Consider the following 24,732-nt stretch of genomic DNA (forward strand, 5'->3'; position numbering starts at 1 on the left):
CCCCCGAGACTTCAACGGAGACGACTGTCATGACCGAGAGCACCACCATCCGCTGGGAGCAGGACGACACCGGGGTCGTCACCCTCGTCCTGGACGACCCGAACCAGTCCGCGAACACCATGAACCAGGCGTTCCGCGACTCCCTCGCCGCGATCACCGACCGCCTGGAGGCCGAGAAGGACTCCATCCGCGGCGTCGTCCTCACCTCCGCCAAGAAGACCTTCTTCGCCGGCGGCGACCTGCGCGACCTGATCCGGGTCACCCCGGAGACCGCCCAGGAGCTGTTCGACGGCGGCCTCGCCGTCAAGCGGAACCTGCGCCGCATCGAGACCCTCGGCAAGCCGGTGGTCGCCGCCATCAACGGTGCGGCCCTCGGCGGCGGCTTCGAACTCGCCCTCGCCTGCCACCACCGCGTCGCCCTCGACACCTCCGGCACGAAGATCGGCTGCCCCGAGGTCACCCTCGGCCTGCTCCCCGGCGGCGGCGGCGTCGTGCGCACCGTACGGCTGCTGGGCATCGCCGACGCGCTGCTGAAGGTGCTCCTCCAGGGGCAGCAGTACAACGCGCGCCGCGCCCAGGAGAACGGCCTGGTGCACGAGGTCGCCGCCACCCCCGAGGAGCTGCTCGCCAAGGCCCGCGCCTTCATCGACGCCAACCCCGAGTCGCGGCAGCCCTGGGACCGGCCCGGCTACCGGATCCCCGGCGGCACCCCGGCCAACCCGAAGTTCGCCGCCAACCTGCCCGCCTTCCCGGCCACCCTGCGCAAGCAGACGGGCGGCGCCCCCTACCCGGCCCCGCGCAACATCCTGGCCGCGGCCGTCGAGGGTTCCCAGGTCGACTTCGAGACCGCCCAGGTCATCGAGGCCCGCTACTTCGTGGAGCTGGCCGCCGGGCAGACCTCGAAGAACATGATCCAGGCGTTCTTCTTCGACCTCCAGGCCGTCAACTCCGGCGCCAACCGCCCCCAGGGCGTCGAGCCCCGCCAGGTCCGCAGGGTCGCCGTTCTCGGCGCGGGCATGATGGGCGCCGGCATCGCCTATTCGTGCGCCCGCGCGGGCATCGACGTCGTCCTCAAGGACGTCTCCCTGGAGGCGGCCCTCAAGGGCAAGGGCTACTCCGAGAAGCTGTGCGCGAAGGCCGTCTCCCGGGGCCGCACCAGCCAGGAGAAGGCCGACGCGCTCCTCGCCCGGATCACCCCGAGCGCCGACGTCGCCGACCTCGCGGGCTGCGACGCGGTCATCGAGGCCGTCTTCGAGGACACCGCGCTCAAGCACAAGGTCTTCCAGGAGGTCGAGTCCGTCGTCGCGCCCGACGCGCTGCTGTGCTCCAACACCTCCACCCTGCCCATCACCGCGCTGGCCGAGGGCGTGGAGCGGCAGGGCGACTTCATCGGGCTGCACTTCTTCTCGCCCGTCGACAAGATGCCGCTGGTCGAGATCATCAAGGGCGAGCGCACCGGCGACGAGGCCCTCGCCCGGGCCTTCGACCTGGTCCGGCAGATCAACAAGACGCCGATCGTCGTCAACGACTCGCGCGGCTTCTTCACCTCCCGGGTGATCGGCCACTTCATCAACGAGGGCGTCGCCATGGTCGGCGAGGGCGTCGAGCCCGCCTCCGTGGAGCAGGCCGCCGCCCAGGCCGGCTACCCGGCCAAGGTGCTCTCCCTGATGGACGAGCTGACCCTCACCCTCCCGCGCAAGATCCGCAACGAGTCGAGGAAGGCCGTCGAGGAGGCGGGCGGCACCTGGACCGCGCACCCGGCGGAGGCGGTCATCGACCGCCTGGTCGACGAGTTCGGCCGCACCGGCCGCAGCGGCGGCGCCGGCTTCTACGACTACACCGAGGACGGCAGGCGGGCCGGGCTCTGGCCGGGCCTGCGCGAGCACTTCACCCGGCCCGGGCACGAGATCCCGTTCCGCGACATGCAGGAGCGGATGCTCTTCGCCGAGGCGCTCGACACCGTGAGGCTCCTGGAGGAGGGCGTGCTGACCTCGGTCGCCGACGCCAACATCGGCTCGATCCTCGGCATCGGCTTCCCCGGCTGGACCGGCGGCGTGCTCCAGTACGTCAACGGCTACGAGGGCGGCCTGCCCGGATTCGTCGCACGCGCGCGCGAGCTCGCCGAGCGCTACGGCGAGCGGTTCACCCCGCCCGCGCTGCTCGTCGACAAGGCCGAGAAGGGGGAGCCGTTCGGCGACCGGCGCTCATGACCCGGTGAGCCACTCGCTCAGCTCCTCCCGCAGCGAGCGCTGGAACGTCGACAGCAGCGCCTGCACCACCAGCGGGTGCATGTGCGCCGACAGGGACCGCGCGTCCCGGGCGTCGCGCTCCGCCACCTCGCCGCGGAAGAGCTGGGCCAGCTCCCGGGCCGCGGCGCGCGAGTGCTCCACGAGCACCTCGCGCGCCGCGAGGATCGCCTCCTGCGACAGCGGCACATCGAGCAGCCGCACGCCGAGCCGGAGCAGACCGGCGTCCACCCGGAAGGCGTCCTCGTCCTCCCGGCGGACGACGTCCATCGCGGCCAGCCGCTCCACGTCCGCCGAAGTGAGCGGCCGCCCCGCCCGCCGCTCGAGTTCCCGCCGCGACACCGTCTCCGGGGCCTCCGGCGCCCAGGACGCGACCACCGCGCGGTGGATGGCCAGGTCGTGCGGGCTGAGCTCCGGCGGCAGCCGGCGCAGGTACCGCTCGATCGCCGCCAGGGTCATGCCCTGCTGCTGCAGCTCCTCGATCAGGGCCAGCCGCGCCTCGTGCCCGGGGCCGTAGCGCCCCACCCGCCGCGGGCCGATCTCCGGCGGCGGGAGCAGCCCCCGGCTGCCGTAGAAGCGGACGGTGCGCACCGTGACGCCCGCCCGCGCGGCCAGCTCGTCGATGGTGAGGGCCTGCTCCCCGTCCCCGGTCGTGGCGTCCGTCGTCATGTGCAGCAGTATCGCTGTCTCACCAGGCGTGTGAAACGTGTGCCGAACATGTGAGAAGTGCCCTGGTGTGACATGGACCATCGCATACCCGGTGGGCCACCTGGGAAGCTGCTGCCTTGGTCTGTACCGCGACACACCGGGGTGGTGCGGGCCAGGACCTGTACGAACCCCGGGCCCACGAGGCCCGGGCGCACCAGGAAGTGGAACCACCCGTGAGCAAGGACGCCGTGGAATCGGCACAGGCCACCGCCCGCCCCCCGGCGGACCGGACCCCCGCGGACGCGGGCGACGCCGGCTACAGCAAGGACCTCAAGGCCCGCCACGTCAACATGATCGCCATCGGCGGCGCCATCGGCACCGGCCTCTTCCTGGGCGCCGGCGGCCGCCTGCACACCGCGGGTCCGGCGCTCGCCCTGGCCTACCTGGTCTGCGGCGTCTTCGCCTTCTTCGTCGTACGGGCCCTCGGCGAGCTGGTCCTCTACCGTCCGTCCTCCGGGTCCTTCGTGAGCTACGCGCGCGAGTTCCTCGGCGAGAAGGGCGCCTACGTCGCCGGCTGGATGTACTTCCTGAACTGGTCGACCACCGGCATCGCCGACATCACCGCGATCGCGCTGTACACGCACTACTGGAGCATGTTCACGGCCATACCGCAGTGGGTGCTGGCCCTGATCGCTCTCGCGGTGGTGCTCGCGGTGAACCTGATCTCGGTGAAGATCTTCGGCGAGATGGAGTTCTGGTTCGCGATCATCAAGGTCGCGACCCTGGTGAGCTTCATGTTCATCGGCATCTTCCTGCTCGCCACCCAGCACGAGGTCGGCGGCGAGAAGCCGGGCCTGAGCGTCATCACCGACCACGGCGGCATCCTGCCGCAGGGCATGATGCCGGTCGTCCTGGTCATGCAGGGCGTGATCTTCGCGTACGCCGCCCTCGAGCTGGTCGGCGTCGCGGCCGGCGAGACCGCCGAGCCGGAGAAGGTCGTCCCGCGCGCGGTGAACTCGATCATGTGGCGCGTCGGCCTGTTCTACGTCGGCTCGGTCGTGCTGCTCGCCCTGCTGCTGCCCGGCTCGGTGTACTCCGCCGGCCAGAGCCCGTTCGTCACGGTGCTGTCCAAGATCGGCGTCCCGGCGGCCGGCGACGTGATGAACCTGGTGGTGCTGACCGCCGCCATGTCCTCGCTCAACTCCGGCCTGTACTCAACCGGCCGCATCCTGCGCTCGATGGCCACGGCCGGCTCGGCGCCGAAGTTCACCGCCCGCATGAACCGCAGCCAGGTCCCCTACGGCGGCATCCTGCTGACCTGCGCGGTCTGCGTGCTCGGCGTCGGCCTGAACTACCTGGTGCCCAGCCAGGCCTTCGAGATCGTGCTGAACGTCGCCTCCCTCGGCATCATCAGCACCTGGGTGATCATCATGATCTGCCACCTCGTCTTCGTCCGCCGGGCCCGCGCCGGCCTGGTGACCCGCCCGCACTTCCAGCTCAGGTTCAGCCCGGTCACCGAGATCGCCACGGTCGCCTTCCTGCTGGCCTGCCTCGGCATGATGTGGAACGACCCCGAGGTCGGCCGAAAGACCCTCCTGCTCGTCCCCGTGGTCGCCGTCCTCCTGGTCGCCGGCTGGTTCGGCGTCCGCCGCCGCGTGACCCGCAACGCCGAGCTGGAACTGCCCGCGCCGGCGAAGTAGCGGGCGGATCCCCGGCGGGACGGACGGGGACGTGCCCTCCCGCCGGGAAGTGACCGGACCCCGCGTGTCCGTGCACGCTCCCCGCATAAGCTGCGGTGCGACGGTGTACGACCACGGGGAGGGCGGGGCATGGGCTCGCAGGGTGAAGCGGTGGACGTGCTGGTGCTGGGCGGGGCCGGCGTGGACACGATCGTGTACGTCCCGGAGCTGCCGCTGCCCTACGCGGACAGCTACGGCATCGGCTCCGGGATCCGCACCCGCGCCGGGCAGACCGGTGACTTCGTGGCGCTCGGGCTGGACGCGCTGGGCCTGCGCACCCACCACCTGGACCTCATCGGCGACGACCCGGAGGGCGACCTCGTGCGCGCCCTGCACCGGGAGCGGGGCATCGGCCTGACCGCGCTCCCCGCCCCCGCCGGGACCAAGCGGGCGGTCAACCTCGTCGGCCCCGACGGCCGGCGGCTGTCCCTGTACGACACCAGCCGCGCCCACCCCGGCGACCGCTTCCCGGAGGACACGCTGCGCGCACTCGCCGGGGCCAGCCGGCACGTCCACGTGACCATCACCCAGCCCTGCGCCGAGGCCCTGCCCGTGCTGGCCGGGACGGGCGTACCGCTCTCCACCGACCTGCACGACTGGGACGGTGAGAACCCCTACCACGAGCCGTTCGCGCTGGCGGCCGACGTCGTGTTCCTCTCCGCCGCCGCGCTGTCCGACCCCGAGCGGACCGTGCGCCGCATCGCCGAGCGGGGCCGGGCCGAGGTCGTCGTCGCCACCGCCGGGGCAGAGGGCGCGTACCTGCTGGCCGACGGCGAGCTGACCCTGATACCGGCGGTGGCCCCGCCCGCGCCGGTGGTCGACTCCAACGGCGCGGGCGACGCCTTCGCCGCCGCGTTCCTCTACGGCCGGCTCGCCGGCGAGCCGCCCCTGCGGTGCGCCCGCTACGGGGCGGTCGCCGGCGCCCACGCCTGCACCGTCCCGGCCACCCGCGCCGAGCCGATGAGCCGCGACGCGCTGGTCGAGCGGATGGCCGCCGTCGCCGCGTGAGCCGTGCGGGGCGTCAGCGCCGGTGCACGCCGTTCGTCGCCTCGATACGCTTCCACGACCGCGGCCGTGCGACGTCCGAGCCCGCCCCGGCGAGCGACGCCGCACGGGCCGCGCGCGCGGCCGGCTTCGAGGGCTGGAACAGCCAGGTGTCGAACAGCGCCGCCAGCGGCCGGCCCGACACCCGCTCGGCGTACCTCTGGAAGTCGGCCACCGACGCGTTGCCGTACGCGTGCTCCGCGGGCCAGCCCTTCAGCACGGCGAAGAACGCGTCGTCGCCGATCTCCTCGCGCAGCGCCTGGACGGCGAGCGCGCCCCGGTCGTAGACGGCGGCGTCGAACTGATGCTCCGGGCCGGGGTCGCCCGGCGCGACCGTCCAGAACGCGTCGTCGGCCGGATGGGAGGCGTACACGTAGTCGGCGAGTTCCCGCGTGGTGCCCTCGCCCTCGTGCTCCGACCACAGCCACTGGGCGTAGCGCGCGAAGCCCTCGTTGAGCCAGATGTCCTTCCAGCCCTTCAGCGACACGTCGTCGCCGAACCACTGGTGGGCCAGCTCGTGCACGACCACCGAGGTGTTCGCGCCGTTCGCGAACTGCCTCGGGCTGTAGTAGATCCGGGTCTGCGTCTCCAGCGCGTACCCGGTGGTGGTGTTCGGCACGTAGCCGCCCGCCGAGGCGAACGGATACGGCCCGAAGTAGCCGCTCAGCCAGTCGACGAGCTCCCCGGTGCGCTCCACGCTCGCCCGCGCGGCGCCGTCGTTGTCGCCGAGGTCCTCGCTGTAGGCGTTGAGCACCGGCACACCGCCGTCGGAGGTGCCGGTGGTGATGTCGAACCTGCCGACGGCGAGCGTGGACAGGTAGGTCGCCAGCGGCTTGTTCTGCCGCCAGTTGTAGCGGGTCCAGCCCAGCTTCGAGGAGGTCGACTGCAGCGTGCCGCCCGAGATGGCCTGCGTGCCGTCGGGCACGGCCACCGACACGTCGTAGGTGGCCTTGTCGCTGGGGTGGTCGTTGCTCGGGAACCACCACCAGGCCGACTCGGGCTCGTCGGCGGCCACCGCGCCGTCCGGGGTGCGGTGCCAGGTGGTGAAGCCGTAGGCGGTCTTCTTCGACGGCACCCCGCTGTACCGGACCACGACCGTGACCTGGGCGCCCTCGGCCAGCGGCGCCGCCGGGGTGACGACGAGCTCGTGCTCGCCCGACCTGGCGAACGCCGCCTGCCTGCCGTTGACCCGCACCTCGCTCACGTCCAGCAGGAAGTCCAGGTCGAAGCTGGACAGGTCCTGGGTGGTCCGGGCCAGGATGGTCGCGGTGCCCTGCAACTCGTCCGTCCGCGGCTGGTACTGCAGCCTCAGGTCGTAGTGCGAGACGTCGTAGCCGCCGTTGCCGTAGTTCGGGTAATAGGGGTCGCCGATGCCCGGCGCGCCGGGGGTGTGGTTCGCGGCCGATGCCGGGATCGCCAGCAGGAGGGAGGCCGCCGCCAGTGCGCCCGGCGCGATGATTCTGCGGTGCACGTCAGCTCCAAGTCGTCGGGACAGGAAGTCTGTTCGGAGCCTATTCAGTCGCTGTGGCCCCTGGCCTGTCCACGCCCCCCGCCGTCACACGATCGCCATTCGGCCGTCACACGCCACCCGGCTGCCGTGAGGCCCTCTTCTGCACGGGAGTTGACGGGAGTACCGTCCGCGCATGCCGACACGCACGCGCTTCACGATCTGGAGAACGCTCGCGACCGCGGCCGTCGCGGCCCTGGCGGCCGCCCTCCTCACCCCGGCCGGCGCCCACGCCGCGCCGCGCGGGAGCCGGCCCGTCTACTCCTACGCGCACGCCGTCCGCGAGGCCGTCTGGGTGGACACCGGCCTCGACGCGGACGGCGACGGACGCACCGACCGGGTGGCCGCCGACATCGTCCGGCCCTCCGAACCCGCCCGCCAGGGCCGCAAGGTGCCGGTCATCATGGACGCCAGCCCGTACTACTCCTGCTGCGGACGCGGCAACGAGAGCCAGCGCAAGACGTACGACGCGCAGGGCCGCGTCGTCCAGATGCCGCTGTTCTACGACAACTACTTCGTCCCCCGCGGCTACGCCTTCGTCGGCGTCGACCTGACCGGAACCAACCGCTCGGACGGCTGCGTCGACGTCGGCGGCCGCTTCGAGATCCAGTCCGCGAAGGCCGTGATCGACTGGCTGAACGGCCGCGCCAGGGCGTACACGAGCCGCACCGGCGCCACGACCGTCAGGGCCGGCTGGACCAACGGCAGGACCGGCATGATCGGCAAGAGCTGGGACGGCACCATCGCCAACGGCGTCGCCGCCACCGGTGTGCGTGGCCTGAGGACCATCGTCCCGATCAGCGCCATCTCCTCCTGGTACGACTACTACTTCGCCCAGGGCGCCCCGCTCTACGACGGCGGCCCCGACGACCTGGCCGGATACGTCGAGAGCGACGCCGCCCGCGCGGCTTGCGCGGCCGTACGGAAGAAGCTCGCCGACGGCAGCCCGCGCAGCGGCGACTGGACCCCGCTGTGGACCGAACGCGACTACGTGAAGGACGCGGCCCGAGTGCGCGCGAGCGTGTTCCTCGCGCACGGCATGCAGGACCTCAACGTGCGCACCAAGCACTTCGGCCAGTGGTGGGACGCGCTGGCGAGGCACGGCGTCGAACGCAAGATCTGGCTCTCCCAGACCGGGCACGTCGACCCCTTCGACTACCGGCGGGGCGCCTGGGTCGACACCCTGCACCGCTGGTTCGACCACGAACTCCTCGGCTACGACAACGGCATCGACCGCGAGCCGATGGCCGACATCGAACGCCGTCCCGACCAGTGGGTCACCTCCCGGGCCTGGCCGCCGCAGGGCACCCGGACCACCACTCTGCGCCCGGCCCCCGGCGCGCGGGCGGGCGTCGGCACCCTCGGCCTGCGCCCGGCCACCGGCACCGAGACGTTCACCGACGACCCGGCGCTGAGCGAGACCGACTGGGCCGCCCGGCTCACCACCCCCACCCCCGAGAAGGCCGGGTTCCTCACCGCACCGCTCACCCGCGACCTGCGCCTGTCCGGCTCCTCCCGGGTGACCGTCACCGTCACCTCGACCACCGCCTCGGCCCACCTGTCCGCCGTCCTGGTGGACCTCGGCCCGGACACCGTCCGGGACTACGCCGACGCTGCCGAGGGGATCACCACGCTCGCCGACCGCTCCTGCTGGGGCGAGAGCACCCCGGGGGACAGCGCCTGCTTCAGGAAGACCGAGGCCAGGACGGTCCGGACCGACTACACGGTGTTCAGCCGGGGTTGGGCCGACCTCGGCCACCACGCCTCGCTCGGCAGGGGCGTGCCGCTGACCCCCGGCAGGGCCGTCACGATGACCCTGGACCTGGCCGCCACCGACCACGTGATCCCCCGGGGCCACCGCCTGGCGCTGGTCGTCGCCGGCACGGACCGTGACCTCATCGAACCGCCGTCCACCCGGCCGTCCCTCACCCTCGACCTGGCCCGCACGTCGGCGCGGCTCCCGCTGACCGGAGGCCCGGCGGCGTTCGCCGGGGCCGTCTCCGGCAGCACGCCCGCCGCTCCCGCACCCCGGCGGCTGACCGGCGTCGGCGCACCGGAGCGCACCGAGCACATCCCCGCGCCCTGACCCCTCAGGCGGCCGGGCCCGCGACCAGCCGGGCCGCCCGGCGGGCGCAGCCCCAGGCCACCGTGATCCCGGCACCGCCGTGGCCGTAGTTGTGCACCAGCGGCCGCCCGTCCGGCAGCGGCCGGCGTTCCAGGCGCACCGCGTCCCGGGCGGGCCGCAGACCCACCCGGTGCGCCAGGACCCGCGCACCGGCGAGCTCCGGCCGGATCCGCGCGCACCGCGCGACGATCGCCTCGGCGGTCGCGGGATCCGGGTCCAGCGACCAGTCGTCCTCCTCGGCCGTACCGCCGAGGAGGAGCCCACCCGGCTGCGGGATGAAGTAGGCCGAGTCGGCGGAGGAGTGGGCGACGGCGGTGTACCAGGTCGTGATCCCCGGGTTCTCCACCACGACGAGCTGCCCGCGCACCGGGCGCACCGCCGGGTCCGGCACCAGCGAACGGGAGCCGAGGCCCGTGCAGTTGACCACGGCACCGGCGGGCACCGCCGCGAGGTCGGTCACCTCCCGCTCCTCGACCGCCCCTCCGGCCCTCGTCAACCGCTGCCGCAGCCACGCCAGATGGACCGGCATGTCGATCACCGGCAGCCGCGCCGCCAGCCCCCCGGGCACCGCCCGCAGTCCCGGCACCCGGCCCGCCCAGTCGCCCAGCTCGTCCAGCCCCGTCCCCGCGTGTACACCCTCGACCAGGCGTACGCCCGTCTCCGCGGGGCGGGCGGCCAGCTCCTCGTGCACCGCCAGGGATTCCAGCGCCCAGGCGCCGACCAGCGGTTCGGGTTCGATCCGGTACGGCCACCACAGCCCGCCGGCCACCGCCGAGGTCGTGCGTTCGGCGGGCTCGCGCGCCCACACCCGCACCCGCCGCCCGGACTCGGCCAGCACCACGGCCGTCGTCAGGCCGGCGATACCGCCGCCGACCACGATCACTTCGTCACTCGTCACGCGTTCCACACCCAGACGCTAGACGGATCCGCCGCGCAGCGCTCACACCCCTCCCGGTATGGGAATACTCACAGCATGTCTGCCGCATACGCGACCTTCGGCCTGACCCCGGCGACACGCGCCGGCGGTGTCCTCGCCGACGGCGGCTACCAGGTCCACCGCGACTTCGTGGACTTCGTCGTCGACGGCCGCCCCCTGCTGTTCCGGCTGGCGGACCTGGACGCCGTCTCCCCGCTGGCCTCCGACGTCCCCCCGGCCATCTTCACCGAGCACGTGCGCGGCCTGCTGGGGGAGAGCGAACCCCCGCTTCCCGGCGGCCGGTTCGTCATCTACGGCTGCCCCGAGTGCGCGGACCTGGCCTGCGGCGCGGTGACCGCGGTCATCGAGCGGGACGGCGAGGACTACGTCTGGCGGGACTTCGCCTGGCAGACCGGAGAACACGCCGATCTGGAGCTCAACGGGTACCACGGCATGGGGCCGTTCCGCTTCCGCGGCCCCGAGTACCGGGCCGCGCTCGACGCCCTCGCCGCCGGGACCGGCGCCCCGTACCCGCCCCGCCGCCGGGTGCTGCTGATCGGCCCGCGCGTCGCCGTCATGGCCCGGCTGGCCGCCGCGCTGCGCACCATCGGGATCGGCGCCGACATCACCCAGGACGCCACCGGCGTCACCGCCGGGGAGCTGCGCGGCTACGGCGCGGTCGCCTTCGGCCGGGCCGTGAGCGAGGACCGGCGCTCCGCGGTGCTGGACGCGTTCGAGCGCGCCGGCGCGGCGGTCGCCCGGGTGGACGGACTGGCCCCGGTCGTCCCGCTCCTCGTCGCGCAGATCGAACAGGCCCTGGACCGCGGCGCGCCGCCGCGCCGGCTCGGCTCCCTGTGCGCCGCCGGCGGCGCCGCGGACGTCGAGGTGACCTCCGCCTGCCGGGTCCGGGTGACCGCGTACCGCCTCGGCCTGCTCGGCCGCGCCCACGTGCGGGACGTCTTCGACGGGGTCCTGGAGCCCGGCCGCCACCGCATCCCGCTGGACCCGAAGGCGGTCAGGGGGGAGTCGTTCGTGGTGGCCCGGACCACGGGGAGTGTGCTGGTGCGGCCGGTAGGGAGGTGAGGGGCGGAGCGGGGGGCCGCCCGACGGCGGGACCCAGGACCGGAGCCGGGCCCGGGACATTAGGATCGGCGCTCTGATGACTGCCACCCTTGTCGCCAAGAACCTCGCCGCCGGGCACGGCGACCGCTCCCTGTTCGCCGGGCTCGACCTCGTCGTCGCACCGGGGGACGTGATCGGTCTCGTCGGTGTCAACGGCGCCGGAAAATCCACGCTGCTGCGCCTGCTCGCCGGCCTGACCCCGCCCGAGCAGGGCGAACTGCGGCTCTCCCCGCCGGCCGCGACCGTCGGCCACCTGCCGCAGGAGCCGGAGCGCAGGCCGGGGGAGACCGTCGGCGAGTTCCTGGCCCGCCGCACCGGCGTCGCCGAGGCGCAGCGGGTGATGGACGAGGCGACCCAGGCCCTGGTCGACGGCGCACCGGGCGCCGACGACGCCTACGCGGCGAGCCTGGAGCGCTGGCTCGGCCTCGGCGGCGCCGACCTGGAGGAACGCGCCGAGGAGGTGGCCGACTCCCTGGGCCTCGGCGTCGGACCCGACCAGCCGATGACCTCCCTGTCCGGCGGCCAGGCGGCCCGCGCCGGCCTCGCCTCCCTGCTGCTCTCCCGGTACGACGTCTTCCTCCTGGACGAGCCCACCAACGACCTGGACCTGGACGGCCTGGAGCGGCTGGAACGGTTCGTCACCGGCCTGCGCGCGGGCACCGTGGTCGTCAGCCACGACCGCGAGTTCCTGGCCCGCACGGTCACCAAGGTGCTCGAGCTCGACCTGGCCCAGGGGCGGGTCAACCTCTACGGCGGCGGCTACGAGGCCTACCTGGAGGAGCGCGAGGTGGCCCGCCGGCACGCCCGCGAGGAGTTCGAGGAGTACGCCGACAAGCGGGGCGCGCTCCAGGACCGCGCGCAGACGCAGCGCTCGTGGATGGACAAGGGCGTGAAGAACGCCCGGCGCAAGGCCGGCAACGACAACGACAAGATCGGCCGCAAGTTCCGGAGCGAGGCCAGCGAGAAGCAGGCCGCCAAGGCCCGGCAGACCCAGCGCATGATCGAACGCCTCGAGGTCGTGGAGGAGCCGCGCAAGGAGTGGGAGCTGCGCATGGAGATCGCGGCCGCACCGCGCTCCGGAGCGGTCGTGGCGACCCTGCGCGACGCCGAGGTGCGGCGCGGTGACTTCGCCTTCGGGCCGGTGTCGCTCCAGATCGACTGGGCCGACCGGGTGGCCGTCACCGGGGCGAACGGCGCCGGCAAGTCCACCCTGCTGGGCGCGCTGCTGGGCCGGGTCCCGCTGGACTCCGGGCACGCCGCCCTGGGCTCGGGCGTCCTGGTCGGCGAGGTCGACCAGGCCCGCCTGCTGTTCCACGGCCCCGAGACGCTCCTCGACGCCTTCTGCGCGGCCGTGCCCGACACCGAGCCGGCGGAGGTCCGCACCCTGCTCGCCAAGTTCGGCCTGAAGTCCACGCATGTGCTGCGCCCGGCCGCGACCCTCTCCCCGGGCGAACGCACCCGCGCGGCCCTGGCGCTGCTGCAGGGCCGCGGAGTCAACCTCCTCGTCCTCGACGAGCCGACGAACCACCTCGACCTGCCCGCGATCGAACAGCTGGAGTCGGCCCTCGACGCCTACGAGGGCACCCTCCTGCTGGTCACCCACGACCGCCGCATGCTGGACGCGGTCCGGGTGACCCGGCGCCTCGAGGTCGCCGCGGGCAAGGTGACCGAGCAGTCCTAGCCGCCCCCGGCGGCCGGGGCCGGGGCGGCTCGCCCCGGCCCCGGGACGCTCAGCGGCGGCCGTTCTTCGGGTCCAGCAGGCCGGCGCGGCGCAGCGCGTCGGCCATCGCGCTGTTGGCCGGAGCCGGGGCCTGGCGGGCGCCCCGGTCGCCGCCGCCGCGGCCCTGCCGCTGACCCTGGCCGCTCTGCCGCTGACCCTGGCCGCTCTGCCGCTGACCCTGGCCGCCCTGCCGCTGGCCCTGGCCGCCCTGCCGCTGCTGGGGCGGGCGGGCGCCGCCGCGCTGCGGCCGGCCACCGCCCTCGCCCTGGGGCGCGGCCTCGTCGTCCAGCCGCAGGGTCAGCGCGATCCGCTTGCGCGGGATGTCCACGTCCAGGACCTTCACCCTGACGATGTCGCCGGGCTTCGCCACGTCCCGCGGGTCCTTGACGAACGTCTTCGACATCGCCGACACGTGCACCAGCCCGTCCTGGTGGACGCCGATGTCCACGAACGCGCCGAAGGCGGCCACGTTCGTGACCACGCCCTCCAGGACCATCCCGGAGGACAGGTCGGAGATCTTCTCCACGCCCTCCTTGAAGCTGGCCGTCCTGAAGGCCGGACGCGGGTCGCGGCCGGGCTTCTCCAGCTCCTTGAGGATGTCCGTGACGGTCGGCAGACCGAAGGTGTCGTCCACGAAGTCGGCGGGCCGCAGCGAGCGCAGCGCACTCGTGTTGCCGATCAGGGACGCGACCTCCTGCCCCGATGCCTTCACCATGCGCCGCACCACCGGGTACGACTCGGGGTGCACGCTGGAGAAGTCCAGCGGGTCGTCGCCGCCGCGGATGCGCAGGAAGCCCGCGCACTGCTCGTACGCCTTGGGACCGAGCCGCGGCACCTTCTTCAGCTCCGCGCGGGAGGTGAACGGGCCGTTCTGGTCGCGGTGCGCGACGATGTTCTCGGCGAGTCCGGCCGAGACGCCCGACACCCGCGCGAGCAGCGGCACGGACGCCGTGTTGACGTCCACGCCGACGCCGTTCACACAGTCCTCGACCACCGCGTCCAGCGAACGCGACAGCTTCACCTCGGACAGGTCGTGCTGGTACTGGCCGACGCCGATCGACTTCGGGTCGATCTTCACCAGCTCCGCCAGCGGGTCCTGCAGCCGGCGTGCGATGGAGACCGCGCCGCGCAGCGACACGTCCATGCCGGGCAGCTCCTGCGAGGCGTACTGGGAGGCCGAGTACACGGACGCGCCCGCCTCGGACACCATCACCTTGGTGAGCTTCAGCTCCGGGTGCTTCGCGATCAGTTCGGCGGCGAGCCTGTCGGTCTCCCGGGACGCCGTGCCGTTGCCGATCGCGACCAGCTCGACCGCGTGCTCCTTGGCGAGCCGCGCCAGCTTGGCGATCGCCTCGTCCCACTTGTTGGCCGGGACGTGCGGGTAGATCACGTCCGTGGCGACGGCCTTGCCGGTCGCGTCCACCACGGCGACCTTCACACCCGTGCGGAAGCCGGGGTCCAGGCCCAGCGTGGCCCGGGTGCCGGCCGGCGCGGCCAGCAGCAGATCGCGCAGGTTCGCGGCGAAGACGTTCACCGCCTCGTCCTCCGCGGCCGTCCGCAGCCGCAGCCGGAGGTCGATGCCCAGGTGGACCAGGACGCGGGTGCGCCAGGCCCAGCGGACCGTGTCCGTCAGCCACTTGTCGGCGGGGCGGCCGCGGTCGGCGATGCCGAAGCGGTGCGCGATCGCGCCCTCGTACGAGGACGGGCCCTCGGCGGCCTCCTCCGGCTCCAGGACGAGGTCCAGGACCTCCTCCTTCTCGCCGCGCAGCATGGCGAGGACGCGGTGCGAGGGCAGGTCGGTGAACGGCTCGGCGAAATCGAAGTAGTCGGCGAACTTGGCGCCGGCCTCCTCCTTGCCCTCGCGCACCTTGGCGGCCAGCCGCCCGCGCACCCACATGCGCTCGCGCAGCTCGCCGATCAGGTCGGCGTCCTCCGAGAACCGCTCGGTCAGGATCGCCCGCGCGCCGTCCAGCGCGGCCTGCGCGTCGGCGACGCCCCTGTCCGCGTCGACGAACGCGGCGGCGGCCGCCTGCGGGTCGACCGACGGGTCGCCCAGCAGCCCGTCGGCGAGCGGTTCCAGGCCCGCCTCGCGCGCGATCTGCGCCTTGGTGCGCCGCTTCGGCTTGTAGGGGAGGTAGATGTCCTCCAGCCGCGCCTTGGTCTCGGCGCCGCGGATCCGCTCCTCCAGCTCCTCCGTGAGCTTGCCCTGCTCGCGCACCGACTCCAGAATCGCCGTACGACGGTCCTCCAGCTCCCGCAGATAGCGCAGCCGCTCCTCGATCGTGCGCAGCTGCGCGTCGTCGAGCATCTCGGTCGCTTCCTTGCGGTAGCGGGCGATGAAGGGCACCGTCGAACCGCCGTCGAGCAGTTCGACCGCGGCCCTCACCTGCCGCTCGCGTACGCCGAGTTCCCCGGCGATCCTGCCTTCGATGGACCCTACGAGGGGTGTCGTCACGATCCCGTACCGCCTTCTCCACTGAGGTTGCGCGGCAATTGTGGCAGGTGAAGCCGACAACCGGGGATCAGGGCGACACGCGGCTTGCCGCGGGCCGGGGAAGTCGGCCCCGCTGCCCCGGGCGGAGCACCGGGCACCGCCCGCGCGCCTCGCGGCGAGCCCGCGCGCCGGCTCAGCCCGCGGTGGTCCAGGTGAACCGCGGCTGCCTGCGCTCCAGGAACGCAGCGACTCCCTCCGCGGTGTCGCCGCTGCCCCGCGCCTGCTCCGCCCAGTGCGCGTCCCGGTCCGTGCGGCCGTCGGCGAACTCCTTGGCGGCGGCCTGGGTGAGCCGGGAGCGCGAGACCAGGACGCGCGTCAGCTCGGCGACCCGCTTGTCCAGCTCGCCCTCGGGCAGCACCTCGTCCACGAGCCCGGTGCGCAGCGCCCGCCCGGCGTCGATCAGCTCGGCGGTGAAGAGCAGGTACTTGGTGGCGGCCGGGCCCATCAGCGACACCAGCCGGCGGGTGGACGAGGACGGATACACGATCCCGAGCCGGGCCGGGGTCACCCCGAACATGGCCCCCTCCTCCGCCAGCCGCAGGTCGCAGGCGGCCGCGAGCTGGGCGCCGCCGCCCACGCAGTGGCCGCGGACCGCGGCGAGGGTCGGCCCCGGGAACGCGGCGAGGGCCTCCTCGGCCGCCACGGCCAGGCCCTGCGCCTCCAGCGGCGACCCCTTGAGGGTGGAGATGTCGGCGCCCGCGCAGAAGGTGCCGCCCTCGCCGGTCAGCACCAGGGCCCGCACGCCCGGGTCGGCCGCCAGCTCCTCCAGCAGCGGTGGCAGGGCCCGCCACATGCCGGCCGTCATGGCGTTGCGCTTGGCCGGATGGCGGATCACGACGGTGGCGACGGAGTCGGTGACCTGGTGCGACAGTTGGGGCTCCATGGGGCCGGATGCTATCCGCCACGCCACCGGGCCCGGCCGGGCGGGCGCGTGGGCGTGACGGACGTCGCGCGGGTCATCGGGGACGGCGTGCGCCAAACCCGTACAACCCGAATAGTTCGTGAACCTTGCACGGGAGGATCAGGAACAGTCCCGCCGGCCGCCGGTGTCATACCCAGGCGGTCAGAACCGTTCGATAACAGCTGACTTCTGTTCAGGCCGCGGGTGCGGAGCGCCTGGTTACCAACACTCGACGTGTGGTGACAATCGAGCGCGAGGGTGGCGACCGGACGATGGACAACCATGGGCGCGGGGACGGCCCGCGCCCAGCGGGGGGCGCCGAGCGGCCGCCCCATCCACTGCCGTACGAGGGAGTCTGGCGGTTCACCGCCGCCGCTGTGGACGCCTCGGTCCCGCAGGCCCGGCACGCCGTGCGGGACCTGCTGTTGCGGCAGGGGGTGCCGGTCGGCGACGACACGGTGCACGGCCTGCTGCTGATCGTCTCCGAGCTGGTCACGAACGCGGTCCGGCACGCGGCGCTGCTGTCGCCGATGCTCGCCGTGGAGGTGGCCGTCGGCGCCGAGTGGGTCCGGGTGTCGGTGGAGGACAACCACCCCTACCGGCCCACCGCCCTGGAGGCCGACCACGGCCAGACCGGCGGACGGGGACTGCTGCTGGTCCGCGAGGTGGCCCGGGAGGCGGGCGGGGCGGTCGACGTGGAGCACACGGCGAGCGGCGGCAAGGTGATCTGGGCCGCCCTGCCGCTCAAACCCGCGGCGCCGGTGTAGCGCTACCAGCCCGCGGACGGGCCCGTCAGCTCCCTGATCGCCGGGCGGGCCGCGTCCAGCACGGTCATGAACCAGGCCGAGAACGGCTCCCGGGCGTGCCGCTCCGCCAGCTCGGCCGCCGTCACGAAGGCCGTCGAGCCGACCTCCTCAGGATCCGGCGCCGGCGGCGTCTGCACCATGCCGACGAACAGGTGGTTGAACTCCTGCTCGACCAGGCCCGAGGCGGGATCCGGGTGGTTGTAGCGGACCGTGCCCGCCTCCGCCAGCAGCGAGGGCGAGACCCCCAGCTCCTCGTGGGTCCGCCGGGCCGCGGCGGCGAACGGCGCCTCGCCGGGGTACGGGTGGCCGCAGCAGGTGTTGGACCACACGCCGGGGGAGTGGTACTTGCCGAGCGCCCGCTGCTGGAGCAGCAGCCGGCCCTGCTCGTCGAAGAGGAACACCGAGAACGCGCGGTGCAACCGTCCCGGCGGCTGGTGGGCGGCGAGCTTCTCCGCCGTGCCGATCGTCACGCCCTTCTCGTCGACCAGTTCCAGCAAAATCGCCTCTGCGGTGCCGTTCGACGAGCTGTGCGTCTCGGTGGCAGGTGTGATCGGCATACCCATCCTTCGCCTCGGTCTTGCACCCCAAGTCTGCCGTACGAATCCGGCACTCCCGGCACTTCCCCGCACGTCCGCATGTCCCGCGCGGGGCCGTGCCCGAGTGGGACCCCGGTGATTCATCGTGCCCGGCGCCCCGCGCCCGGAACCGCTCACCGGGCCCGAACAGACGTACCCGCACGGCCGGGGGCGCCGTCAGTGGCAGAGCCGCGCCTCGTGCTCGGCGTGCCCGCCCGGCTCGAGCTGGAAGGTGCAGTGCTCCACGTCGAAGTGGTGGCCGAGGCAGCCCTGGAGCTCGTGCAGCATCTTCTCGTGGCCGATGGCGCTCAGCACCTCCGAGCTGACCACCACGTGGGCGGAGAGCACCGGCATCCCCGAGGTGATCGTCCAGGCGTGCAGGTCGTGCACGTCCTCCACACCGTCCAGGGCCAGGATGTGCGCCCGCACCTCGCCCATGTCGACGTCCTTCGGGGCCGCCTCCAGCAACACGTCGAGCGTCTCGCGCAGCAGCTTCACCGTCCGCGGGACGATCATGAGACCGATGACCAGAGAGGCGACCGGGTCGGCCGCCTGCCAGCCCGTGGTCAGGATCACGGCCGCGGAGATCAGCACCGCCACCGAGCCCAGCGCGTCCGCGGCCACCTCCAGGAAGGCGCCGCGCACGTTCAGGCTCTCCTTCTGCCCGCGCATCAGCAGCACGAGCGAGACGGAGTTCGCCACCAGGCCGAACAGACCGAACACGATCATCAGACCGCCCTCGGTGTCCGCCGGGGTGAGGAAACGCTGGACCGCCTCGAAGAGCACGTAGCCGCCGACGCCGAGCAGCAGCAGACAGTTGGCCAGCGCGGCCAGGATCTCGGCGCGGGCGAGGCCGAAGGTGCGGTGGGTGCTCGGCGGGCGGTTGGCGAAGTGGATGGCGAGCAGCGCCATGCCCAGGCCCAGGGCGTCGGTCGCCATGTGGGCCGCGTCCGCGATCAGGGCGAGCGAGTCCGCGAGGATCCCGCCGGCGATCTCCACCACCATGATCGTGAGCGTGATGCCCAGGGCCACCCGCAGCCGGCCGCGGTAGGCGGCCGCGGCCGTACCCGTGGGCGGTGCGTGGCTGTGCGCGTGCCCGTGGTCGTGCCCTGCCCCCATGAGAGGACCACCCTTCCCGTGTTGCGCGCGTGGTCACAGTCAACTATGGGCGGGGGGTAGGGGGCAACGCGGCACTGAACACCGTTGTCATCTCCCTGACCTGCGCAAACAAGCGGCAGGTCACGGCGGTGGCGGCTTCGGGGAGCAGTCGGCGGCCCCTCGGCGCCGCGCTCCGGCTCAGCCGCCGTGGTGCAGCCGCCAGCCCGCCCAGGCCGACTCGATCATCTCCCGCACCCCGCGCCGGGCCCGCCAGCCCAGCGCCTCGGCGGCCCGCTCGGCCGAGGCGACCGCGCGCGGCGCGTCCCCGGGCCGGCGCCCCTCCACCAGCGCGGGCCGCCGGTCGCCGGTGACCTCGCCGATGACCGTGACCATCTCCCGCACCGAGACGCCCTCGCCGCGGCCGATGTTCAGCGTCAGATCGCCCGCGGCGTCGTCCCCGGCGAGCCGCCGGGCCGCCGCGAGATGGGCCTCGGCGAGGTCGGCGACGTGGATGTAGTCGCGCACGCAGGTGCCGTCCGGCGTCGGGTAGTCGTCGCCGAAGATCCGCGGGGCCTCGTCGCGGGTGAGCCGGTCGAAGACCATCGGCACGATGTTGAACACACCGGTGTCCGCGAGTTCCGGGGCCGCCGCGCCCGCCACGTTGAAGTAGCGCAGGCACACCGTGGAGATCCCGTGCGCCCGCCCGGCCGCCCGCACCAGCCACTCCCCGGCCAGCTTGGTCTCGCCGTAGGGGTTCACCGGGGCGCAGGGGGTGTCCTCGGTGATCAGCTCCACGTCCGGGTTGCCGTACACGGCCGCCGACGAGGAGAACAGCAGCCGGCCGATCCCCGCCTCGGCGACCGCGTCCAGCAGCGTGGCCAGTCCGCCCACGTTCTCCCGGTAGTAGCGGGTGGGCTGCGCCACCGACTCGGCGACCTGCTTGCGCGCCGCGAGGTGGACGACGCCCGTCACGCCGTGCTCCGCGAAGACCCGCTTGAGCAGTTCCCCGTCCAGCGTCGAGCCCTCGACGAGCGGGACGCCCGCCGGGAGCCGGGCGGGCACGGCGGCCGACAGGTCGTCCAGCGCCACGACGCTCTCGCCGGCGCCGGTCATGGCCCGTGCCACGTGCGCCCCGATGTATCCGGCTCCGCCGGTGATCAGCCAGGTCATGGTGGTCCACCCTATGCCGAACCGGGCTGGTGTCCCCGATGGCGGAGGATGCCCGGGTCTGCGCCGCGCGGTTTGTGGGGCGGGCCCCGCATCCCCGATGATGATCGCGGCGAAGGACCGGGCAGCCCCCGGGGGCCGGGCCGTGAACGGCCGGTGAACACGGCCTTCCGCCCATCCGATAGCCTCTCCCGACATGCCGCCCGGCTGTCGCAGGACGGGGCGCCCACCATGCAGCAGACCGGCGCCCCGCGCCGGCACCCAGGGAGTGAGTTTCGGTTGTCGACCGCCATCGTCACCGGTCAGCCGGTCCCCGGATCGTCGCTCGAGAACGATCTGCGGTCCCTCGGCTTCGACGTGTGCGTGGCCCAGGACGCCGCCGAGACGCGGGCCCGGCTGGCCGCCGTGCCCGCCGGCAGCCGCGTGGCCCTGGTCGACGCCCGCTTCGTCGGCCACCCGCACGCCCTGCGGCTCGGTCTCACCGACCCGCGCTTCCCGCTCGCGGCCGTGGCCGGCGCCGTCACCGCCCAGCCGGAGGCCCGCCAGGCACTGACCCGGGCGCTGGCGGGCGAGACCTCCACGGGCGGCGGCACCGCGGTCGCCCTCGACTCCCTCGCCGACCGCGTCGTCACCGCGCTCGACGCCGACGGCGCCGCCGTGCACCGCCCCGAGCTCGGCAGCCTGGTCGCCGCCGTCCCGGCCGACCCGCAGGCCCGCAACGAGGCGCGGCAGGCCGTCGCCGCCGTGGACGACGAGGCCGTACGCCTGAAGTCGGCCGTGAAGTCCCGCGACGGCTTCTTCACCACGTTCTTCATCAGCCCGTACTCGCGCTACATCGCCCGCTGGTGCGCCCGCCACGGCCTGACCCCCAACCAGGTCACCACCGCCTCGCTGCTCACCGCGCTGATAGCCGCGGGCTGTGCCGCGACCGGCACCCGAGCCGGGTTCGTCGCGGCCGGCGTCCTGCTGATCGCCTCGTTCGTGCTGGACTGCACCGACGGCCAGCTCGCCCGGTACGCCCTGAAGTACTCCACGCTCGGCGCCTGGCTGGACGCCACCTTCGACCGCGCCAAGGAGTACGCCTACTACGCCGGTCTCGCGCTCGGCGCGGCCCGCGGCGGCGACGACGTCTGGGCCCTGGCACTGGGCGCGATGATCCTGCAGACCTGCCGGCACGTCGTGGACTTCTCCTTCAACGAGGCCAACCACGACGCCACCGCGAACACCAGCCCCACCGCCGCCCTCTCCGACAAGCTGGACAGCGTCGGCTGGACGGTCTGGGTGCGCCGCATGATCGTCCTGCCGATCGGCGAGCGCTGGGCGATGATCGCCGTCCTCACCGCGGCCACCACCCCCCGCATCACCTTCTGCGTACTGCTGGCCGGCTGCGCCTTCGCCGCGACGTACACCACGGCCGGCCGCGTGCTGCGCTCGGTGACCCGCAAGGCCCGGCGCACCGACCGGGCGGCCCAGGCGCTGGCCGACCTCGCCGACAACGGCCCGCTCGCCGGGTTCGTGGCACGTGCCGGCCGGGTCCGCCTCGGCGCCCCGCTGCCGGTCGCCCTGGTGGGCGCCGCCGTGCTCGCCGCCTCCCTCTTCTCCGGCCCGGGCTGGGCGCCCGTCGCCGGCGCCGCCGTCTACGCCGCCACCGCGGGCCAGGCCCTGCGCCGCCCCCTCAAGGGCGCCCTCGACTGGCTGGTGCCGCCGCTGTTCCGCCTCGCCGAGTACGGCACCGTGCTGGTGCTGGCGGCCCACGCGGACGTGAACGGAGCCCTTCCCGCGGCTTTCGGCCTGGTGGCGGCCGTCGCCTACCATCACTACGACACGGTGTACCGCATCCGCGGCAACGCCGGAGCGCCCCCGGCCTGGCTGGTGCGCGCCGTCGGGGGGCAGGAGGGGCGGACGCTGCTGGTCACCGTCCTGGCCGCGGTGCTCACCGCCTCGCAGTTCAAGGTCGCGCTCACGGTCCTCGCCGTGGCCGTCGCCCTGCTGGTGCTCGTCGAGAGCATCCGCTTCTGGGTGTCCGCAGGGGCGCCCGCCGTACACGACGAAGGAGAACCCGCATGATCGGCCTCGTGCTGGCGGCCGGCGCCGGACGGCGTCTGCGCCCCTACACCGACAGCCTTCCCAAGGCTCTGGTGCCGGTGGGCCCCGCGGGCATAGAGGGCGAACCGACGGTCCTGGACCTCACCCTCGCGAACTTCGCCGAGATCGGCCTGACCGAGGCCGCGATCATCGTCGGCTACCGCAAGGAGGCCGTGTACGAGCGCAAGGCGGCCCTCGAGGAGAAGTACGGCCTCAAGCTCACCCTCATCGACAACGACAAGGCCGAGGAGTGGAACAACGCCTACTCCCTGTGGTGCGGCCGTGACGCCCTGAAGGACGGTGTGATCCTCGCCAACGGCGACACCGTGCACCCGGTCTCGGTCGAGCGGACCCTGCTCGCGGCCCGCGGCGAGGGCAAGCGGATCATCCTCGCGCTGGACACCGTCAAGTCCCTCGCGGACGAGGAGATGAAGGTCGTCGTGGACCCCGCCAAGGGCGTCCGGAAGATCACCAAGCTGATGGACCCCGCCGAGGCCACCGGTGAGTACATCGGCGTCACCCTCATCGAGGGCGGCGCCGCCCCCGAACTGGCCGACGCGCTGAAGACCGTCTTCGAGACCGACCCGCAGCAGTTCTACGAGCACGGCTACCAGGAACTGGTGAACCGCGGCTTCCGGATCGACGTCGCGCCGATCGGCGACGTGCAGTGGGTGGAGATCGACAACCACGACGATCTCGCCCGGGGACGGGAGATCGCGTGCCAGTACTGACCCGGCTGATCCCCTCGCCGGTCGTCGTGGACATCCGTCCGGGTGCCCTGGACGACCTGGCCGGGGTCCTCGCCGACGAGCGCATCTCGCAGTCCGGCCGGCTCGCCGTCGCCGTCAGCAACGGCTCGGGCGCCCGGCTGCGCGAGCGCCTCGCCCCGTCGCTGCCCGGCGCCACCTGGTACGAGGTCGGCGGCGGCACCATCGACGACGCGGTCCGGCTGGCCGGGGACATAAAGGCCGGCCGCTACGACGCCGTCGTCGGACTCGGCGGCGGCAAGATCATCGACTGCGCCAAGTTCGCCGCCGCGCGCGTCGGGCTGCCGCTGGTCGCCGTCGCGACCAACCTCGCGCACGACGGTCTGTGCTCGCCGGTCGCGACCCTGGACAACGACGCGGGCCGCGGCTCGTACGGCGTGCCGAACCCGATCGCGGTCGTCATCGACCTCAACGTGATCCGTGAGGCGCCCGTCCGTTTCGTGCGCTCCGGGATCGGCGACGCCATCTCCAACATCTCCGCGGTCGCCGACTGGGAGCTGGCCAACCGGGTCAACGGCGAGAAGATCGACGGTCTCGCCGCCGCCATGGCCCGGCAGGCCGGCGAGTCGGTGCTCAGGCACCCCGGAGGCGTCGGCGACGACGGCTTCCTGCAGGTGCTGGCCGAAGCCCTGGTCCTGACCGGCATCGCCATGTCCGTGTCGGGCGACTCCCGGCCCTCCTCCGGGGCCTGCCACGAGATCAACCACGCCCTCGACCTGCTCTACCCGAAGCGGGCGGCCGCCCACGGCGAGCAGTGCGGCATCGGCGCGGCCTTCGCGATGCACCTGCGCGGAGCGCACGAGGAGGCCGCGTACATGGCCCGGGTGCTGCGCCGCCACGGGCTCCCGGTGCTGCCGGAGGAGATCGGCTTCTCGGTGGACGAGTTCGTCCGCGCCGTGGAGTTCGCTCCGGAGACCAGGCCCGGCCGCTACACCATCCTCGAACACCTCGACCTCAAGACGAACCAGATCAAGGACACCTACGCCGACTATGTCAAGGCCATCGGTAGCTGAACTCCGTCCGGTCGTCCACCCCGTCGGGGTGAAGGACCGGCGCAGCGGTGAGCACTGGGGAGGACGCCTCTACATGCGAGAGATGTCCCTGCGCGTCGACCGCTACCTGGTGAACACCCGGGTCACGCCCAACCAGCTCACGTACCTGATGACCCTCTGCGGGGTGCTCGCGGCCCCGGCGCTGCTGGTGCCGGGGATCACGGGCGCCGTGCTCGGCGTGGTCGCCACCCAGCTCTACCTGCTGCTGGACTGCGTCGACGGCGAGGTCGCCCGCTGGAAGCAGCAGTACTCGCTCAGCGGGGTCTACCTCGACCGGGTGGGCGCCTACCTCACCGACGCGGCCGTCCTGGTCGGCCTCGGCCTGCGCGCCGCCGACCTGTGGGGCAGCGGGCGGATCGACTGGCTGTGGGCCTTCCTCGGCACGCTCGCCGCGCTGGGAGCCATCCTGATCAAGGCCGAGACCGACCTGGTCGGCGTCGCCCGGCACCAGGCAGGGAAGCCGCCGGTCCAGGACGCGGCGGCCGAGCCACGCTCCTCCGGCATGGCGCTGGCCCGCCGGGCCGCCTCGGCCCTGAAGTTCCACCGGCTGATCCTCGGCATCGAGGCCGCGCTGCTGATCCTGGTCCTGGCGATCGCCGACCAGATCCACGGCGACCTGTTCTTCACCCGGCTCGGCACCGCCGTCCTCGCGGGCATCGCCATGCTGCAGACCGTGCTGCACCTGGTGTCCATCCTGGCGTCCAGCAGGCTGAGGTGAGT

Annotated in this window: 19 protein-coding genes; 11 read left to right on the plus strand and 8 right to left on the minus strand. The window is 73.4% G+C overall.

The window, feature by feature from the left end; all coding sequences use genetic code 11:
- The first annotated feature begins 29 nt into the window (after positions 1–29).
- Positions 30–2,210, plus strand: a complete 2,181-nt coding sequence (locus ACFQ9Z_RS09820; RefSeq protein WP_383013596.1) for a 3-hydroxyacyl-CoA dehydrogenase NAD-binding domain-containing protein — start codon at positions 30–32, stop codon at positions 2,208–2,210.
- Here the strand turns inward: ACFQ9Z_RS09820 and ACFQ9Z_RS09825 are convergent.
- Complete coding sequence (locus ACFQ9Z_RS09825) at positions 2,205–2,915, minus strand: MerR family transcriptional regulator (protein WP_383013599.1); 711 nt, start codon at positions 2,913–2,915, stop codon at positions 2,205–2,207. The genes ACFQ9Z_RS09820 and ACFQ9Z_RS09825 overlap by 6 nt on opposite strands.
- 212 nt (positions 2,916–3,127) lie before the next feature.
- Here ACFQ9Z_RS09825 and ACFQ9Z_RS09830 point away from each other — a divergent pair, with 212 nt between their 5' ends.
- Positions 3,128–4,594 (plus strand): amino acid permease, encoded by a 1,467-nt coding sequence (locus ACFQ9Z_RS09830; RefSeq protein WP_383013602.1) that lies wholly within the window; start codon positions 3,128–3,130, stop codon positions 4,592–4,594.
- A gap of 129 nt (positions 4,595–4,723) precedes the next feature.
- Positions 4,724–5,641, plus strand: coding sequence for a PfkB family carbohydrate kinase (locus ACFQ9Z_RS09835; protein ID WP_383013605.1), 918 nt, complete (start codon positions 4,724–4,726; stop codon positions 5,639–5,641).
- A 13-nt stretch (positions 5,642–5,654) separates the two neighbouring features.
- On the opposite strand, the gene ACFQ9Z_RS09840 is transcribed toward ACFQ9Z_RS09835, so the two are convergent.
- Positions 5,655–7,148, minus strand: a complete 1,494-nt coding sequence (locus tag ACFQ9Z_RS09840) for a M1 family metallopeptidase (RefSeq protein ID WP_383013608.1) — start codon at positions 7,146–7,148, stop codon at positions 5,655–5,657.
- 172 nt (positions 7,149–7,320) lie between these two features.
- Between ACFQ9Z_RS09840 and ACFQ9Z_RS09845 the strand changes: the two genes are divergently transcribed.
- A complete protein-coding gene (locus tag ACFQ9Z_RS09845; protein WP_383013611.1) occupies positions 7,321–9,270 on the plus strand; it encodes a Xaa-Pro dipeptidyl-peptidase in 1,950 nt (649 codons plus the stop codon).
- A gap of 4 nt (positions 9,271–9,274) precedes the next feature.
- Here ACFQ9Z_RS09845 and ACFQ9Z_RS09850 read toward each other — a convergent pair whose 3' ends face one another.
- Complete coding sequence (locus ACFQ9Z_RS09850; RefSeq protein WP_383014454.1) at positions 9,275–10,192, minus strand: FAD-dependent oxidoreductase; 918 nt, start codon at positions 10,190–10,192, stop codon at positions 9,275–9,277.
- Between the two features lie 90 nt (positions 10,193–10,282).
- Here ACFQ9Z_RS09850 and ACFQ9Z_RS09855 point away from each other — a divergent pair, with 90 nt between their 5' ends.
- Entirely contained in the window at positions 10,283–11,308 is a 1,026-nt protein-coding gene (locus ACFQ9Z_RS09855) for an oxidoreductase (protein ID WP_383013614.1), read from the plus strand.
- Positions 11,309–11,384: 76 nt separating this feature from the next.
- Positions 11,385–13,028, plus strand: coding sequence for an ABC-F family ATP-binding cassette domain-containing protein (locus ACFQ9Z_RS09860; protein ID WP_383013617.1), 1,644 nt, complete (start codon positions 11,385–11,387; stop codon positions 13,026–13,028).
- A gap of 49 nt (positions 13,029–13,077) precedes the next feature.
- Here the strand turns inward: ACFQ9Z_RS09860 and ACFQ9Z_RS09865 are convergent, their stop codons facing one another.
- Both ACFQ9Z_RS09865 and ACFQ9Z_RS09870 read right to left on the minus strand, forming a co-directional pair.
- The gene (locus tag ACFQ9Z_RS09865) at positions 13,078–15,522 is read right to left on the minus strand and encodes a Tex family protein (protein WP_383013620.1); all 2,445 of its coding nucleotides are present in this window, start codon (positions 15,520–15,522) and stop codon (positions 13,078–13,080) included.
- 172 nt (positions 15,523–15,694) lie between these two features.
- Positions 15,695–16,444, minus strand: a complete 750-nt coding sequence (locus ACFQ9Z_RS09870; RefSeq protein ID WP_383013623.1) for an enoyl-CoA hydratase/isomerase family protein — start codon at positions 16,442–16,444, stop codon at positions 15,695–15,697.
- Between the two features lie 290 nt (positions 16,445–16,734).
- Between ACFQ9Z_RS09870 and ACFQ9Z_RS09875 the strand changes: the two genes are divergently transcribed.
- On the plus strand, positions 16,735–17,229 hold the full coding sequence (locus ACFQ9Z_RS09875) for an ATP-binding protein (RefSeq protein ID WP_383014457.1): 495 nt from the start codon (positions 16,735–16,737) through the stop codon (positions 17,227–17,229).
- A gap of 2 nt (positions 17,230–17,231) precedes the next feature.
- Here the strand turns inward: ACFQ9Z_RS09875 and idi are convergent, their stop codons facing one another.
- The 3 genes from idi to galE form a co-directional block, all read right to left on the minus strand.
- On the minus strand, positions 17,232–17,825 hold the full coding sequence (idi, locus tag ACFQ9Z_RS09880; RefSeq protein WP_383013626.1) for an isopentenyl-diphosphate Delta-isomerase: 594 nt from the start codon (positions 17,823–17,825) through the stop codon (positions 17,232–17,234).
- 195 nt (positions 17,826–18,020) lie between these two features.
- Positions 18,021–18,962 carry a cation diffusion facilitator family transporter gene (locus ACFQ9Z_RS09885; RefSeq protein ID WP_383013629.1) on the minus strand — a complete coding sequence of 314 codons (942 nt, stop codon included), beginning with the start codon at positions 18,960–18,962 and terminating at the stop codon, positions 18,021–18,023.
- Positions 18,963–19,139: 177 nt separating this feature from the next.
- Positions 19,140–20,111, minus strand: coding sequence for a UDP-glucose 4-epimerase GalE (gene galE, locus ACFQ9Z_RS09890; RefSeq protein ID WP_383013632.1), 972 nt, complete (start codon positions 20,109–20,111; stop codon positions 19,140–19,142).
- A gap of 276 nt (positions 20,112–20,387) precedes the next feature.
- Between galE and ACFQ9Z_RS09895 the strand changes: the two genes are divergently transcribed.
- The 4 genes from ACFQ9Z_RS09895 to ACFQ9Z_RS09910 are packed head-to-tail and all read left to right on the plus strand — an operon-like array spanning position 20,388 to position 24,730.
- Positions 20,388–22,175: a DUF5941 domain-containing protein gene (locus ACFQ9Z_RS09895; RefSeq protein ID WP_383013635.1), complete on the plus strand. Its 1,788-nt coding sequence runs from the start codon at positions 20,388–20,390 to the stop codon at positions 22,173–22,175.
- A complete protein-coding gene (locus tag ACFQ9Z_RS09900; protein WP_383013638.1) occupies positions 22,172–22,924 on the plus strand; it encodes a sugar phosphate nucleotidyltransferase in 753 nt (250 codons plus the stop codon). Before ACFQ9Z_RS09895 ends, ACFQ9Z_RS09900 begins: the two co-directional genes overlap by 4 nt.
- Positions 22,912–23,973, plus strand: a complete 1,062-nt coding sequence (locus tag ACFQ9Z_RS09905) for an iron-containing alcohol dehydrogenase family protein (protein WP_383013641.1) — start codon at positions 22,912–22,914, stop codon at positions 23,971–23,973. The genes ACFQ9Z_RS09900 and ACFQ9Z_RS09905 overlap by 13 nt, the downstream gene beginning before the upstream one ends.
- Complete coding sequence (locus tag ACFQ9Z_RS09910; protein WP_383013644.1) at positions 23,951–24,730, plus strand: CDP-alcohol phosphatidyltransferase family protein; 780 nt, start codon at positions 23,951–23,953, stop codon at positions 24,728–24,730. The genes ACFQ9Z_RS09905 and ACFQ9Z_RS09910 overlap by 23 nt, the downstream gene beginning before the upstream one ends.
- Positions 24,731–24,732 lie beyond the last annotated feature (2 nt).

It is taken from the genome of Streptomyces sp. NPDC056580 (assembly GCF_042793175.1).
GTDB lineage: Bacteria > Actinomycetota > Actinomycetes > Streptomycetales > Streptomycetaceae > Streptomyces.

Excerpts from the sequence above, each read along its gene's own strand:
- ACFQ9Z_RS09910 (WP_383013644.1), top strand. The coding sequence starts at position 23,951 with ATGTCAAGGCCATCGGTAGCTGAACTCCGTCCGGTCGTCCACCCCGTC.
- galE (WP_383013632.1), bottom strand. The coding sequence starts at position 20,111 with ATGACCTGGCTGATCACCGGCGGAGCCGGATACATCGGGGCGCACGTG.
- idi (WP_383013626.1), bottom strand. The coding sequence starts at position 17,825 with ATGCCGATCACACCTGCCACCGAGACGCACAGCTCGTCGAACGGCACC.
- ACFQ9Z_RS09900 (WP_383013638.1), top strand. The coding sequence starts at position 22,172 with ATGATCGGCCTCGTGCTGGCGGCCGGCGCCGGACGGCGTCTGCGCCCC.
- ACFQ9Z_RS09860 (WP_383013617.1), top strand. The coding sequence starts at position 11,385 with ATGACTGCCACCCTTGTCGCCAAGAACCTCGCCGCCGGGCACGGCGAC.
- ACFQ9Z_RS09875 (WP_383014457.1), top strand. The coding sequence starts at position 16,735 with ATGGACAACCATGGGCGCGGGGACGGCCCGCGCCCAGCGGGGGGCGCC.
- ACFQ9Z_RS09835 (WP_383013605.1), top strand. The coding sequence starts at position 4,724 with ATGGGCTCGCAGGGTGAAGCGGTGGACGTGCTGGTGCTGGGCGGGGCC.
- ACFQ9Z_RS09820 (WP_383013596.1), top strand. The coding sequence starts at position 30 with ATGACCGAGAGCACCACCATCCGCTGGGAGCAGGACGACACCGGGGTC.
- ACFQ9Z_RS09870 (WP_383013623.1), bottom strand. The coding sequence starts at position 16,444 with ATGGAGCCCCAACTGTCGCACCAGGTCACCGACTCCGTCGCCACCGTC.
- ACFQ9Z_RS09885 (WP_383013629.1), bottom strand. The coding sequence starts at position 18,962 with ATGGGGGCAGGGCACGACCACGGGCACGCGCACAGCCACGCACCGCCC.
- ACFQ9Z_RS09825 (WP_383013599.1), bottom strand. The coding sequence starts at position 2,915 with ATGACGACGGACGCCACGACCGGGGACGGGGAGCAGGCCCTCACCATC.
- ACFQ9Z_RS09855 (WP_383013614.1), top strand. The coding sequence starts at position 10,283 with ATGTCTGCCGCATACGCGACCTTCGGCCTGACCCCGGCGACACGCGCC.
- ACFQ9Z_RS09845 (WP_383013611.1), top strand. The coding sequence starts at position 7,321 with ATGCCGACACGCACGCGCTTCACGATCTGGAGAACGCTCGCGACCGCG.